The sequence below is a fragment of the Bacillus sp. EB V-12 genome, from assembly GCF_056158125.1.
This window is the reverse complement of sequence record NZ_JBUXJL010000001.1, coordinates 846803-861262: the sequence shown is the minus strand read 5'-3', so window position 1 is coordinate 861262 and position 14460 is coordinate 846803. Positions and strand designations below refer to the sequence as shown.

Here is a 14460-nt window from a genome sequence, read left to right as displayed (position 1 = left end):
ATTATTTCACCTCAATCGGCTCTTCAACTAATTCCCCGTTAAGAGACCAAGTTTTTGCTTCCGTTATTTTTACTTTCACAAGCTGACCAATTAAAGATTTTGAAGCGACGAAGTTTACAAGTTTATTCGTACGAGTATAACCTGCAAGTACTTCCGGATTATTTTTACTTTCCCCATCAACTAACACTTCTACAATTTGACCTTTGTAACGACTATTCTTTTCAATTGCCAACGTATTTACTAGTGTATTTAAGCGTTGAAGACGTTCTTTCTTTACTTCCATCGGTACATTATCTTTCATTTTTGCAGCTGGTGTACCTTCGCGAGGAGAGTAAATGAATGTAAAGGCAGTATCAAACCCTACTTCACGATATAACGACATCGTTTCTTCAAATTGCTCATCTGTTTCATTTGGAAAACCAACGATAATATCTGTTGTTAATACTGCATCTGGAATTGCTTCTTTAATTTTTCTTACAAGTTCTAAATAATGCTCACGCGAATATTTACGTGCCATAATTTTCAGCATATCCGTACTTCCAGATTGAACTGGTAAATGGATATGTTCTACTAGGTTGCCACCTTTGCCAAGCACTTCAATTAAGTGATCATCGAAATCACGTGGATGGCTCGTTGTAAAACGAATACGGGCAATATCAACTTTACGAAGTTCGTCCATTAAATCGCCAAGACCGTATTCTATATCTTCAAAGTCTTTACCATATGCATTTACGTTTTGACCAAGTAAAGTAATTTCTTTATAACCATTTGCAGCTAAATGACGAATCTCTTGGATAATATCTTCTGGACGTCTACTTCGCTCTTTTCCGCGTGTATACGGTACAATACAATACGTACAGAATTTATCACAGCCATACATAATATTTACCCAAGCTTTAATATCACCACGACGTACTTTCGGAAGGTTTTCAATTACGTCACCTTCTTTTGACCATACTTCAACTACCGTCTCTTTCGAGAACATCGCATCTTTTAGAATGTACGGTAATCTATGAATATTATGCGTTCCAAATACCATATCTACATGCTGATTTTTTTGCATAATTTTATTTACAACAGATTCCTCTTGAGACATACAACCACATACACCAATTAAAAGGTCTGGATTTCTTCGTTTGAGTGACTTTAAATGGCCTAGCTCACCAAACACCTTATTTTCAGCATTTTCACGAATTGCACAAGTGTTTAATAAAACTACATCTGCATCCTCAGTTGAAAAAGTTGGTTCATATCCAAGTGCGGTGAAAATACCTGCCATTACTTCCGTATCATGCTCATTCATTTGACAACCATATGTACGAATATAGAACTTTCTTCCTGTACCAAAATTGCGAAACTCTTCAGGTAAGCCAAAATCCCGTTCAATTTTAACTTCTTCTTTCCCGCGCTTTTTCGCATCCTTTAAGGAAGGTGGTTGATATACATTTTCAAAGTATTTACTATAATCTTTCTCTTCTTTTTTCGTAGAGGAATTTGCTTGTTGACTTGCTAATCGTTGTTGCTCGTTCATCGGTAATCTCCTTTCACCCTTAACTATACATACTCTATAGTCCATTTTAATGCGCCTAGACTCACCTCAAAAATGGTTAGATAGCTTGAGAGATAACTTGTCCTTTGAAACTTGAGTAATCAATCTAATCATTCATAAGAATGAAGTCTTCCCCACGCAAATAGACATTCCCTTTTTATCATTTCTTGTTGTCCTACCAAAAAGCATATTGCTTTATCCCTATAAACATTACCATAGTATGATGTATTTCGCCAATTTTAACAATAAAGAGGCCCTTTATGATCTTACATTTCATAAGCAATGAACTTGCCATTTTCATACAACGATTTATATATTATTTTATCATTCTGAATTTTCTAAGTAAATAAGGCTACCCTATATTTTTGTACATAAAAAAAGGTTACCAAATCGGCAACCTCCTCTTCTTACATTACATAAATTCAGCAACAAGCTCATCAAACATTTTCTGATCCATATTTAAATCAGATTTCACTAAAGGCTCTTCACTATAGCCTTTAACAAGTTCTTGATATGATGGTTGCTTAGTATTTTGATAAATTAACCCTGTTACTAAACCGTTATTTTCCATTAAAGTTTGCATAGCCATCATGCGATTAGATGGATCATATCCCTCTACTGTGCTTAGTTTCGTTAAATTCTCTTTAAACCAATCGTAAGTATTTACTTTATTGTAAGTAACACATGGGCTAAATACGTTAATTAATGAAAATCCTTTATGGTTAATACCAGCTTCAATAATTTGTGTTAATTCTTTTAAATCACTCGAAAAGCTTTGCGCCACAAATGTCGCACCAGCTGTTAAGGCCATTTCCATTACATTTAGTGATGGTTCAATTGAACCTTGTGGTGTGCTTTTCGTTTTAAATCCAGCTTCACTACGTGGTGAAGTTTGCCCTTTTGTTAATCCGTAAATTTGGTTATCCATTACGATGTACGTAATGTCGATATTACGACGAATAGAATGGATTGTATGACCCATACCAATCGCAAACCCATCACCGTCACCACCTGAAGCGATAACTGTTAAATCACGATTTGCCATTTTCACACCTTGCGCAATTGGAAGGGCACGACCATGAATACTATGCACACCATATGAATTAATATAACCTGAAATACGGCCTGAACAGCCGATACCAGAAATAACAGCAAGTTCATCTGGATTTAGGCCAACGTTAGCTGCCGCACGTTGAATTGCAGCTTGCACTGAGAAGTCTCCGCAACCTGGGCACCAGTTTGGCTTTACACTGTTACGAAAGTCCTTAAATGTTGCCATTTAATACAACCCCTTTTTTGCATTCGTTGTAAATCTCTTTCGGCAAGAATGGGTTTCCATCATATTTTAAAAGACTAGAAATTTTCTCACCATTACCAAGATTCATTTTCATAATGTTAGCAAGCTGACCTGTTGCATTGTTTTCTACTACTACAACACGCTTCGCCTTTTTCACAAGTGGATCGATTTCAGCTGTTGGGAACGGGTGAATTAAACGCACATGAGCATGGTTTACTTTCATACCCTCTTGTTCTAAACGCGTCATTGCCTCTTCGATCGCACCACGAGTTGAGTTAAATCCAACAAGCAATACGTCTGCTTCTTCATGCTTAACATTTTTATAAACAGGGGTATTAAACTTCAAGTTCTCCATTTTACGGAAACGTTTGTCCATTTGATCTTTACGGTTTATTGCTGATTCCGATGGTTTTCCAGTTTCATCATGTTCTACACCTGTAACATGGTGAACACCATTTTTCATACCAGGTAAAACACGTGGTGAAACGCCGTCTTCTGTTACTTCATAACGCTTGAAGTATGCTTTATTTTCACGTTCTGGTAATTCTACTTCTAAATCAAGCTTACCACGACGAATTTCCACTTTATCTAATTTAAGTGGTTCTACTGTTTGTTTTCCTAAAGAAAGCTGTAAATCTGTTAAGAAAATAACAGGAACTTGATATTCTTCAGATAAGTTAAATGCTTCTACAATGTCATAGAAAGCTTCTTCAACTGTACTTGGCGCCATTACGATTTTTGGAATTTCACCATGCGTACCGTAAATCATCGCCATTAAGTCAGACTGTTCTTGCTTAGTTGGTAATCCTGTACTTGGGCCGCCACGTTGTGTATCAACAATTACTAATGGAGTTTCTGTAATACCTGCTAAACCGATTGCTTCCATCATTAATGAAAGACCTGGACCAGCAGATGCCGTTAATGTACGAACACCAGCATAGTTTGCACCGATTGCCATTGTACAAGCTGCGATTTCATCCTCAGTTTGGATTACTGTTCCGCCGACTTTCGGTAATTTTTTAATTAAGTATTCCATAATTTCTGATGCAGGTGTGATTGGGTATGCTGACATAAAACGAGCACCACCAGCTACCGCACCAAATGCGATTGCATCGTTTCCAATCATAAACATGCGTTTTTTACCATCAGCTTTTTCAAGCTGCATCATGTTTACTTTCTCACCTAGTAATTCTTTCATATATTGAGAGCCGCGTTTAATTGCGTCCATATTCTTTTGAACGACTTGCTCTCCTTTACGACCAAAGATTTCTTCAACAACATCTAAATAAGCTGTTTCATCTAATCCTAATACTGCACTTGATGCTCCAACAGCAACCATGTTTTTCATTAATGATGTGCCTAATTCTGAAGCAATATCTGTAAACGGTATCACATATAGATTTACATCTGTATTGTCAGGTATTGTTGGATTAAATTTCGCATCCGCAACTACAATTCCACCTGGACGTAGTTCGTGGAAATTAAAATCAATTGTTTCTTGGTCAAAAGCAATTAAAATATCTAAATCATCTGAGATCGCTCGTACTTCTGTTGTACTTACACGAATTTTATTATTTGTATGGCCGCCTTTTATACGTGATGAGAAGTGGCGGTAACCGTATAGGTAATATCCTAATCGGTTTAATGCAATACAGAAGATTTCTCCTGTACTTTCAATTCCTTCACCTTGTTGGCCTCCAACTTTCCATGAAAGTTGACTAATCATCTCCTACACCCCTTTTGGCTGCATTCATTGTAGTGTATTTTTTTACAGTAATAGTTTAGCATTTTTTATGCAAATAAACTACAACGGACGCAAATTATGCCTCTTCTGATTTCCCTGAATCTTTAGTATAAAGCTATTTTGTTTTTCATTCTAGTATTAGGTCTTAAAAAAAGCAATAAAATCAAATGAATTAATTTTAATTTTTCTGAATTTTAAACCAAAACTTAAAAACTCATATGTTCTACAAAATTATCATATAAAAATCGTTCTACAGTAGATGCAGCATAGTGTTTACAAAGCTCATTCATTACATTTTCATAATCTCGATAAACTGATACATTTACAACTGTTTCTAAAATCCCATCAAAATCTGAACCAAATCCTATATTGTACTCTCCACCTAATGAACAAATATATTCGATATGTCTTACTATATCTGTTATATTTGCTTCATTTTCATTCGTTAAAAACTGCGGTACAAAAGTGACACCGATCATGCCATTTTTCTTTATAAGAGCTTTAAGTTGTTCATCGTTTAAATTACGTGGGTGCTCGCAAAGTTTCATACAATTTGAGTGGGAAGCAATAGGATTTTTTGCAATCTCTATAACATCCCAAAAACTTCTTTCATTCAGATGAGACACATCAGTCCATACATGTAGCGCATTCAGTTCTTGTACAACCCGTTTACCAAAATTCGTTAAACCCGCCCCACGTGTCTCTAGCGCACCATCAGCTAAGAGATTGGCATAATTCCATGTTAGTCCAAAAGAACGTACTCCTAGGCGATACAACAACCGTAATTTCATTGCTTCTTTTCCAATTGCTTCGCATCCTTCTAGTGTTAATATCGCTCCAACCTCGTCCTGTTTTAACATGTTAATATCATCTTTTGTCTGAATAAACTTTACACCTGGTAGGGATAAAATTTCATTATAAAAAATATCTACCATTTGTAATGCTGCTTCAAATCGGTTTTCATATGCCACTGTTTCTGGTACATATATAGCAAAACATTGTATACTTCCTTTTCTTCTCTTTAACTGTTCAAATGTAATATGTAATTGTGAATCATCGTTAAAATTCCTTTTCCCTTGTGCACTCCATAACTGAAGAAGCACGTCACAATGAGCATCAAAAATTTTCATTTTCATTCCTCCATTATAAAAACAACCTGTTTGCATACTGCAAACAGGTTGTTTAAAACTTAACGAGGTTCTACAATTAATTTTATTGCTGTACGCTCTTCGCCATCAATCATAATATCTGTAAACGCTGGGATACAAATCAGGTCCAAACCACTAGGCGCTACAAATCCTCTTGCAATTGCTACTGCCTTTACCGCTTGGTTCAATGCACCTGCACCAATAGCTTGAATTTCTGCTGTTCCGCGTTCGCGAATAACACCTGCAAGTGCACCAGCTACAGAATTAGGGACCGACGTTGCTTTAACTTTTAATATTTCCATTCCGCGTTTCCTCCTCGTTTCTTTAAAAAGTATTAGCAATTATTTCACTTTAACTTATATTCACGAGGAATGGCGCGTATTCCTGCTAAATTTTCGTAATTTTTCTAAAAAATTAAAATATAATAACTTACCTAAAATTTAACGAGAATTTACTCAAAAAATGGTTGATCGTCATTAATTAAAATACGTTCAATTTTCTTTGCTTTTCCTGTATTTGGATCCACATCAATTAACACTGCACTTAATTGCGTTCTACCATTTGTTACTTCAAATCGTACTGGTAAGTTTGTTAAAAACTTCTTCAATACTGCTTCTCTGTCCATACCTAATATTCCGTCATATGGCCCTGTCATCCCAACATCTGTAATGTATGCTGTTCCGCTTGGTAAAATACGGTTATCTGCTGTAGGGACATGCGTATGCGTACCTACTACTGCTGTAGCACGCCCATCTACATACCAACCTAGCGCTTGTTTTTCACTTGTAGTCTCCGCATGGAAATCAACAAAGATAATATTCGTACGTTTTTTCGCAATATTAATTAATTCATCCACTTTACGGAATGGACAATCAATCGGAGGAAGGAAAGTACGTCCTTGTAAGTTAATAACTGCAACTTCTGTTCCATTACAGTTCACAAAGATAAGTCCTTTTCCTGGAGTTCCTTCTGGGAAGTTAGCTGGTCTTGCAAGATATTTTGCATCATCGATGAATTCAAATACTTCACGATTATCCCAAGCGTGGTTTCCAAGTGTAACTGCTTGCGCCCCACATTCTAAAAAGTTTCGATATATTTTTTCTGTAATCCCACGGCCACCTGCTGCGTTTTCTCCATTAATGATTGTTACTGTAGGTGTATATTTTTTCTTTAATGCCGGTACGTATTGTTGAATCATACCTCTACCAGGAGATCCTACTACATCCCCAACAAATAATATTCTCATATGTCTTACCCTTTCTATGTACTGCATTTTTTATTGCTATAGCATCAAGTAAATTCCTTATAATATGTTTATTATAAGTTTGTTTCACTTTTATACTATATAACTAACTGTCTTTATTTTATCCAATTCCAACACAAAAAAATAAAGTGGTGTTTCACCACTTTATTTTGCGTATTCCACTGCACGTGTTTCACGAATAACAGTTACTTTAATATGTCCTGGGTAATCCAGTTCATTTTCAATACGTTTTCGGATATCACGAGCTAAGCGATGAGCTTCTAAGTCATCGATTGTATCTGGTTTTACCAAAATACGAACTTCACGTCCTGCTTGAATTGCAAATGACTTTTCAACGCCTTCATAAGACTCTGAAATCTCTTCTAACTTTTCAAGACGACGAATATAGTTTTCAAGTGTTTCACTACGAGCTCCCGGTCTTGCAGCTGATAAAGCATCTGCTGCTGCAACTAAAACTGCAATGATAGAAGTTGGTTCTGTGTCACCATGGTGAGATGCGATACTGTTTATAACTACAGGATGCTCTTTATATTTCGTTGCAAGTTCAACACCAATTTCAACGTGGCTTCCTTCTACTTCATGGTCAATCGCTTTTCCGATATCATGCAATAGACCTGCACGTCTTGCTAGTTTTTCATCCTCGCCAAGCTCTGCCGCCATAAGTCCAGTTAAATACGCAACTTCCATAGAGTGTTTTAAGACGTTTTGACCATAACTTGTACGGTATTTTAAACGACCTAAAATTTTAATTAAATCTGGATGTAATCCGTGAACACCCACTTCAAACGTTGTTTGCTCTCCGACTTCGCGAATATACTCGTCCACTTCACGTCTTGATTTTTCGACCATCTCTTCAATACGCGCTGGGTGAATACGTCCGTCCTGTACTAGTTTATCAAGAGCGATACGAGCTGTTTCACGACGAATTGGGTCGAATCCAGAAAGGATTACCGCCTCTGGTGTATCATCGATAATTAAGTCAATACCCGTTAACGTTTCTAACGTACGAATATTACGACCTTCACGCCCGATAATACGTCCCTTCATTTCGTCATTTGGAAGATTTACAACCGAAACGGTTGTTTCAGCAACATGATCAGCTGCACATCTTTGCATTGCAAGAGATAAAATCTCTTTTGCTTTCTTATCCGCTTCTTCTTTCGCGCGAACTTCACTTTCTTTTACCATAACAGCGATTTCATGAGAAACTTCACTTTCTACTTTACCAAGAATAATTGCTTTCGCTTGTTCGCGTGTCAGATTGGAAATGCGCTCTAATTCTGTTTGTTGCTTTTGAACTAACTCTCCCACTTTGCTTTCCAACTCTTCAATCTGTTGTTGTCTCGCTACAAGAGATTCCTCTTTCTTCTCTAACTGTTGCTCGCGTTTATCGAGCGTTTCGTCTTTACGATCAAGGTTCTCTTCTTTTTGCATTAAACGATTTTCTTGTTTTTGTAATTCGCTTCTACGGTCACGAATTTCTAATTCAGCTTCTGTACGAAGTGTATGAATTTCATCCTTTGCTTCTAAAAGCGCTTCTTTCTTAAGTGCTTCAGCATCACGATTCGCTTCGTCTAAAATACGTCTCGCTTCATTAGCCGCACCATTAATCTTCGCTTCAGCAATAGACTTTCGAACAAAAAAGCCAACAACTGCACCGACTGTTGCAAGCAAAATGGAGATGAGTATCCAAACTGTACTCGTCATGATTTCACCTCCCCTTGCTATGAATGAAAAAAGACTGTCGGCATGTACATTGAATTACAACATACAGCAAAGACCGTCGTCCCGCTTTTTTAAGGGACTTTCTTCATTTCACAATTAAAATGTCATATTATTATTTCGGTAAGATTTAAACCTTACTCCGAATATTACTTCTCTTCTTGAGAAGAGTATATTGTATATAAGAAAAAAATATACATTCTCATTGTATCTATCGTAATTTTCATTGTCAAGCGTTGTCTACTTTTACTTTCTTTGCCTTCAGCCTTGAATGTGACCTAAATTTTAAAAGTAAGGAGCCTACTATACTGGAAAACCTTAGTAATTCCCATTTCTTTTACTTAAAATATTTAAATATCCCTCTTTACACAACGCATTTGAAGTAAAAAAATATTTTTTATCTATAATATTATGCTCCTTAATAGTAGATAAAAAAATAAAAGACACGAGGCCGTGTCTTTTATTTTTTTAATCAAGAAGAGTTGAATCTTCTGCGCCCTCAGCACCAGAATCTTCACTAATTCCGTGATGCTCACGAATAAAGAAGGCAATTTCTTCTCTTAAATCTGTATTTTCTTTTAAGAACTGCTTCGAATTTTCACGACCTTGTCCTAGGCGTTCTTCATTATAAGAATACCAAGCACCGCTCTTTTGAACGATATCAAGCTCAGAAGCCATATCCAAGATTTCACCTTCTCTTGAAATACCTTCTCCGTACATAATATCAACTTCAGCAACACGGAATGGTGGTGCTACTTTATTTTTCACTACTTTTACTTTTGTTTTATTACCAACGATGTCGTTACCTTGCTTTAATTGCTCCGCACGACGCACTTCAAGACGGACAGTTGAATAGAATTTCAACGCACGACCACCTGGAGTTGTTTCTGGGTTTCCGAACATAACCCCAACTTTTTCACGAATTTGGTTAATAAAGATTGCAATTGTTTTTGATTTGTTGATTGCTCCTGAAAGCTTACGAAGTGCTTGTGACATTAAACGTGCTTGTAAACCTACGTGTGAGTCACCCATGTCGCCTTCAATCTCTGCTTTCGGTACAAGAGCTGCTACAGAGTCAATTACGATAATGTCAACCGCACCACTTCGTACAAGTGCTTCCGCGATTTCTAATCCTTGCTCCCCTGTATCAGGCTGTGATAATAGTAATTCATCTATGTTAACGCCTAATTTTTGTGCATATACAGGATCCATTGCGTGCTCCGCATCGATGAATGCTGCTTGTCCACCTTGACGTTGTACTTCTGCAATTGCATGTAATGAAACTGTCGTTTTACCTGAACTTTCAGGTCCGTAAATTTCGATAATACGGCCACGTGGATATCCGCCTACCCCTAGTGCCACATCAAGTGCTAAAGAACCACTAGAAACTGTAGAAACTCTACGCTCCGCTTGTTCTCCTAATTTCATAATTGAACCTTTACCGAATTGCTTCTCTATTTGTTTTAACGCCATATCTAACGCTGCTTGACGATCACTCATTCAAAATTCCTCCTTAACTGAATTGCTAATCTTATTATACCTATTTTCAATTCAATTTGCCAACAAAAATCGAACATTTATTCGATTTTTTTATTTTCTATCAAATAATATCTAAATTTAACCGTAAAAAAACTAGAAGAAACTTATATCTCTTCTAGCTTTTTATATAAATGATAAAATCCATATTTTGCTGTTCGTTCTCTAATTTGTTGACGACTTCCGCTTAAATTAAGAGGAAAGACTACAGTTGGTTCATCCTTAATAGAAAGCCCAACAAATACTGTTCCTGGTTCTTTCTGTTCTGAAGCATCTGGCCCTGCTACACCAGTGAAACTAATTCCGATATCCGCTTTTAGTACATCCTTAACATTTTCAGCAAGATAACGAGCACATTCTTTACTAACTGCACCATCAGTATGCAACACTTCTTCAGGCACACGTAAAACATGTTGCTTCACATCATTATGATAACAAATGACACCGCCTTTAAACACAGAAGAAACACCAGCGTTTTCAGTTACTTGATTTCCAAAAAGACCACCTGTTAAACTTTCTGCACACGCTAAAGTTAACCCTTTTCTCTTCAATAACTCGATTGCCTTATAATGCAAAAATTCTTGGTCATATCCGTAGAAAAATTCTCCTACTCTTTCTAAAATCAAATCTTCCACATATTGAATTAGTTTCTCCGCTTCGCTAACATTTTGATGCTTAGCGGTTAAACGTAATGTCACTTCTCCATCATTTGCTAATGGGGCAATTGTTGGGTTTGTTTGTCCATCAATTAAATCTTGAACTTTCACCTCTAATTGGGACTCCCCAATACCGAAGAAACGAAGCACACGAGAATAAATGTTTTCTCCTGTTGTAAAATTACGTAAAAAAGGCTCTACGTAACTTACATACATTGGTTTCATCTCTTTTGGTGGCCCTGGTAATAAAATATAAACTTTTCCGTTCTTATTTACCCCCATACCCGGCGCCATACCGTGGTCATTTGCAAATACTGTTGCTCCATTTAAAACGAGCGCTTGCTTTTTATTATTCTCCGTAAATTCACGGCCTGTACGCTTAAAGTAATTACTTATTAAGGCTAATGCCTTTTCATCATACACAAGCTCTTCATCTAAACTAGTAGCTATCGTTTCTTTCGTTAAATCATCTTTTGTCGGTCCTAATCCACCTGTGAAAATAAGTATATCAGCACGTTCTTCCGCAGCTTCAATCGCCTTTTGCAATCGCTTATTATTATCACCAACAACAGTATGATAGTACACGTTAATTCCGATTGAAGCTAACTTTTCAGATAAAAACTGGGCATTTGTATTTGCAATTTGTCCAAGTAATAATTCAGTTCCAACCGCAATAATCTCAGCATTCATCCCAATTCCCCCATAAACTTCTATTTTGAGTTTACAAAAGCAGCTCTATTTTTCCAGAAATAATCCCATCCTGAAATAACAGTAAAGATTAATGCAATCCATATGAAGATATCCGCAACTGGAATATGGATTAAATTTAAAGGTACATCGTGTAATAAATATGCTGCAATCGCAATAATTTGTGTCCATGTCTTAATTTTTCCTAGCTGGTTTGCTGCAACTACTTCCCCTGTTCCAGCAAGTACAAGACGTAAACCAGTTACCGCAAACTCACGACTGATAATTACAATAACAATCCAAGCCGGTACATATTGCATCTCTACCAATGTAATAAGTGCTGCCGAAACAAGTAATTTATCAGCTAACGGGTCAAGAAACTTCCCTAAATTCGTTACAAGATTATATTTTCTTGCGTAATGTCCATCAATCCAATCTGTAGCTGAAGCAATGATAAAGATAAGTGCCCCCACTAAATGTTGAATCGGTAAATCAACATCACCAATTTTGTATGAACCCCAATCAAAGGGTGCTAACATAATTACCATAAAAATTGGAATTAAGAAGATTCTAGATATTGTAATTTTATTTGGTAAATTCACAGCTATTCCTCCATCATATCAAAAACATTTGTTCATCGAAAAAAAGTCATCGAAGCGATGACTGTTATTGTGCAGGTTGCTCTATCCCTTGGTTTTTTATCACCAATCTTTGGTGAAGTTCTTTTTCTGGATCCAATGGATAAGCGACCACTTGGCCATTCAGTTTAACTTCAACATTCGTTGCATTTCCAATATTAAGTCGCACTTCTTTTAATGTTGATACATCACGTTTTTCTATTTGGCCCTCTTGTACTGTAGCGTTTAGAATCACATTCCCAGCTTCATCTTTAACATCTACATAACTCGCACCTTTACCCGATAATTCCAGTTCTAATGTTTTATTATTATGAATTTCCAAAGTAGATACCTTTCCAGTTGTTCCAACTACTTTCACTTCTTGCTGTCCAGTTGGTTGTGCTGGTTGCTCCTCTTTCTTTGGTTCTTCTTTCTTTGGTTCCTCTTTTTTTGGTTCCTCTTTTTTTGGCTCTTCCGCTTTCACTTCATCTTTCTTCGTATCTAACGGAGAATCTTTCGCTTTTTGAACTTCAATTTTCTCACTTTGAGCGCTCGGAACTTTTTCATCATCTTTTCCAGTTAACGCTTGAAACACAAACCAGATTACCACTCCAACTGCGATTACTAACAGCGCAACTAAGATTTTCGGCATGTGATCTGCAATTGGCCATGATGAAGATTTTTGCATTGTTTCTTGTGTTTTTTGTCCCGTTGATACTTGTGGAACTTCACGCTTTTCAGATTGTGGTATCGTACTCTGATGTTCTACGAGCAGTTCCTCTCCATTTAATCCAACCGCATCTGCGTATTGTTTAATGAATGCACGCGCATAAAAAGCTCCTGGCAATACATCATAATTGCCTTCTTCAATTGCCACTAAATGGCGTTTTTGAATTTTTGTAATCTCATGCAGCTGATCAATAGACAAGCCTTTCGCTTCTCTTGCTTCTTTCAGCTTTTGTCCCAATTCCGTCACTACTAACACCTCAATATTTCTTTAAAAGTCAAACATAGAGAAATTATTTTGCGTACCTTGCTCAATTTCATCTACTAAATTATATTGAATTTCTTCATCATAATCGTTACGCAACTCGATAATATAATCAAAATCATCCAATGTGTATTCTGACTGACTCACAAATACATCAGGATGTTCCACAACTTTCGTTGCAGGCAATCTCATAATTTCACGAACGAGCTGCCAATGTCTTTCGTTAGCACGCTTCGTTGACACAATTCCATCTAGGATGAAAATATTGTCATCGCTATACTCATCTTCAATTAATTGACTACGAACAGTTTGCTTAATAAGAGTAGATGATACAAATAACCACCTTTTATTTGCACAAACACTTGCAGCAACAATGGATTCTGTTTTTCCGACACGAGGCATTCCGCGTATCCCAATTAGTTTATGGCCTTCTTTTTTCATAATTTCTGCCATAAAGTCTACAAGTAAGCCTAATTCATCACGCACAAATCGAAATGTTTTCTTATCATCTGCATCTCGTTGTATGTACCTACCATGCCTAACCGCTAGCTTATCTCTTAGCTTGGGCGGACGATATTTCGTTACCGTTATGTTATCCATCGTATTTAAAATTGATTCAAGTCTAGAGATTTGCTCTTGATTATCACACATAAGAAGTAACCCACGTCGTGCATTATCTACACCATTAATTGTGACAATATTAATGCCGAGCATACCGATTAACGAAGAAACGTCACCAAGCAAGCCAGGTCGGTTTTTATGTATTTCATATTCAAAATACCATTCAATCATCCAAGATCACTCCCCTTGCTTACTTTACACCTACGTACTATATTATATGATTTCACCTTAATAGGGAAGCTAAATGTATAATCTACCCTGTGTAATTATTATACAAAAAAAGTAGAGAGGAGAATCTCCTCTCTACTTTTACTTATGTTGTACGAACTTAACCATTAAATTTGCAATTGTATGTTGCTCCTGTTCATCAGCAACTTTCCAAAGCTCAGCTAATAATTTCTCTTGGTCATTGCGTCCTTCTACTTCATTAGCAAGATAGTCGCCAACACGAAACGCCATATCTGATACCGCACCGCCATCTAAACCTTTGTCTTGCGCTTGCTCTAAACGTTCTCCTAAAAAGCTCTTCCACTGATCAAAATTATCTAATACTGACATAATTAAGCACCTCACTATTGAGTAATAAAATCATCCTTAATTTGTGCAACTATTCATTTTTTATGTAAGA

13 protein-coding genes are annotated in these 14460 nt (G+C 36.7%); all 13 read right to left on the bottom strand.

Features of this window, described 5'->3' with window-relative positions; genetic code table 11:
- Position 1: 1 nt before the first annotated feature.
- The 13 genes from miaB to ACZDYH_RS04485 all read right to left on the bottom strand — a co-directional run bounded on the left by miaB (position 2) and on the right by ACZDYH_RS04485 (position 14390).
- Positions 2–1531 carry a tRNA (N6-isopentenyl adenosine(37)-C2)-methylthiotransferase MiaB gene (gene miaB / locus ACZDYH_RS04545; protein WP_001005378.1) on the bottom strand — a complete coding sequence of 510 codons (1530 nt, stop codon included), beginning with the start codon at positions 1529–1531 and terminating at the stop codon, positions 2–4.
- A 430-nt stretch (positions 1532–1961) separates the two neighbouring features.
- Complete coding sequence (locus tag ACZDYH_RS04540; protein WP_000190155.1) at positions 1962–2828, bottom strand: 2-oxoacid:ferredoxin oxidoreductase subunit beta; 867 nt, start codon at positions 2826–2828, stop codon at positions 1962–1964.
- Positions 2815–4572 (bottom strand): 2-oxoacid:acceptor oxidoreductase subunit alpha, encoded by a 1758-nt coding sequence (locus ACZDYH_RS04535; RefSeq protein ID WP_000625418.1) that lies wholly within the window; start codon positions 4570–4572, stop codon positions 2815–2817. The genes ACZDYH_RS04540 and ACZDYH_RS04535 overlap by 14 nt, the downstream gene beginning before the upstream one ends.
- A 224-nt stretch (positions 4573–4796) precedes the next feature.
- Positions 4797–5720, bottom strand: coding sequence for a dipeptidase (locus tag ACZDYH_RS04530; RefSeq protein WP_102955954.1), 924 nt, complete (start codon positions 5718–5720; stop codon positions 4797–4799).
- 59 nt (positions 5721–5779) lie between these two features.
- Positions 5780–6040: a stage V sporulation protein SpoVS gene (spoVS, locus tag ACZDYH_RS04525; protein ID WP_000404341.1), complete on the bottom strand. Its 261-nt coding sequence runs from the start codon at positions 6038–6040 to the stop codon at positions 5780–5782.
- Between the two features lie 149 nt (positions 6041–6189).
- Positions 6190–6984: a TIGR00282 family metallophosphoesterase gene (locus tag ACZDYH_RS04520; protein ID WP_001221095.1), complete on the bottom strand. Its 795-nt coding sequence runs from the start codon at positions 6982–6984 to the stop codon at positions 6190–6192.
- Positions 6985–7146: 162 nt separating this feature from the next.
- Positions 7147–8709, bottom strand: coding sequence for a ribonuclease Y (rny, locus tag ACZDYH_RS04515; protein ID WP_000204911.1), 1563 nt, complete (start codon positions 8707–8709; stop codon positions 7147–7149).
- 483 nt (positions 8710–9192) lie between these two features.
- Entirely contained in the window at positions 9193–10224 is a 1032-nt protein-coding gene (recA, locus tag ACZDYH_RS04510) for a recombinase RecA (RefSeq protein ID WP_001283860.1), read from the bottom strand.
- 143 nt (positions 10225–10367) lie between these two features.
- Positions 10368–11606: a competence/damage-inducible protein CinA gene (gene cinA / locus ACZDYH_RS04505; RefSeq protein WP_006928395.1), complete on the bottom strand. Its 1239-nt coding sequence runs from the start codon at positions 11604–11606 to the stop codon at positions 10368–10370.
- Positions 11607–11626: 20 nt separating this feature from the next.
- Positions 11627–12205: a CDP-diacylglycerol--glycerol-3-phosphate 3-phosphatidyltransferase gene (gene pgsA / locus ACZDYH_RS04500; RefSeq protein ID WP_001052967.1), complete on the bottom strand. Its 579-nt coding sequence runs from the start codon at positions 12203–12205 to the stop codon at positions 11627–11629.
- A gap of 64 nt (positions 12206–12269) precedes the next feature.
- Positions 12270–13196 carry a helix-turn-helix domain-containing protein gene (locus ACZDYH_RS04495; RefSeq protein WP_006928386.1) on the bottom strand — a complete coding sequence of 309 codons (927 nt, stop codon included), beginning with the start codon at positions 13194–13196 and terminating at the stop codon, positions 12270–12272.
- A gap of 21 nt (positions 13197–13217) precedes the next feature.
- Complete coding sequence (locus tag ACZDYH_RS04490; RefSeq protein ID WP_000574107.1) at positions 13218–14003, bottom strand: DUF3388 domain-containing protein; 786 nt, start codon at positions 14001–14003, stop codon at positions 13218–13220.
- Between the two features lie 138 nt (positions 14004–14141).
- A complete protein-coding gene (locus tag ACZDYH_RS04485) occupies positions 14142–14390 on the bottom strand; it encodes a DUF3243 domain-containing protein (RefSeq protein ID WP_000114450.1) in 249 nt (82 codons plus the stop codon).
- Positions 14391–14460 lie beyond the last annotated feature (70 nt).

Excerpts from the sequence above, each read along its gene's own strand:
- recA (WP_001283860.1), bottom strand. The coding sequence starts at position 10,224 with ATGAGTGATCGTCAAGCAGCGTTAGATATGGCGTTAAAACAAATAGAG.
- spoVS (WP_000404341.1), bottom strand. The coding sequence starts at position 6,040 with ATGGAAATATTAAAAGTTAAAGCAACGTCGGTCCCTAATTCTGTAGCT.
- rny (WP_000204911.1), bottom strand. The coding sequence starts at position 8,709 with ATGACGAGTACAGTTTGGATACTCATCTCCATTTTGCTTGCAACAGTC.
- miaB (WP_001005378.1), bottom strand. The coding sequence starts at position 1,531 with ATGAACGAGCAACAACGATTAGCAAGTCAACAAGCAAATTCCTCTACG.
- ACZDYH_RS04520 (WP_001221095.1), bottom strand. The coding sequence starts at position 6,984 with ATGAGAATATTATTTGTTGGGGATGTAGTAGGATCTCCTGGTAGAGGT.
- ACZDYH_RS04535 (WP_000625418.1), bottom strand. The coding sequence starts at position 4,572 with ATGATTAGTCAACTTTCATGGAAAGTTGGAGGCCAACAAGGTGAAGGA.
- ACZDYH_RS04490 (WP_000574107.1), bottom strand. The coding sequence starts at position 14,003 with ATGATTGAATGGTATTTTGAATATGAAATACATAAAAACCGACCTGGC.
- cinA (WP_006928395.1), bottom strand. The coding sequence starts at position 11,606 with ATGAATGCTGAGATTATTGCGGTTGGAACTGAATTATTACTTGGACAA.
- ACZDYH_RS04540 (WP_000190155.1), bottom strand. The coding sequence starts at position 2,828 with ATGGCAACATTTAAGGACTTTCGTAACAGTGTAAAGCCAAACTGGTGC.
- ACZDYH_RS04485 (WP_000114450.1), bottom strand. The coding sequence starts at position 14,390 with ATGTCAGTATTAGATAATTTTGATCAGTGGAAGAGCTTTTTAGGAGAA.
- ACZDYH_RS04530 (WP_102955954.1), bottom strand. The coding sequence starts at position 5,720 with ATGAAAATTTTTGATGCTCATTGTGACGTGCTTCTTCAGTTATGGAGT.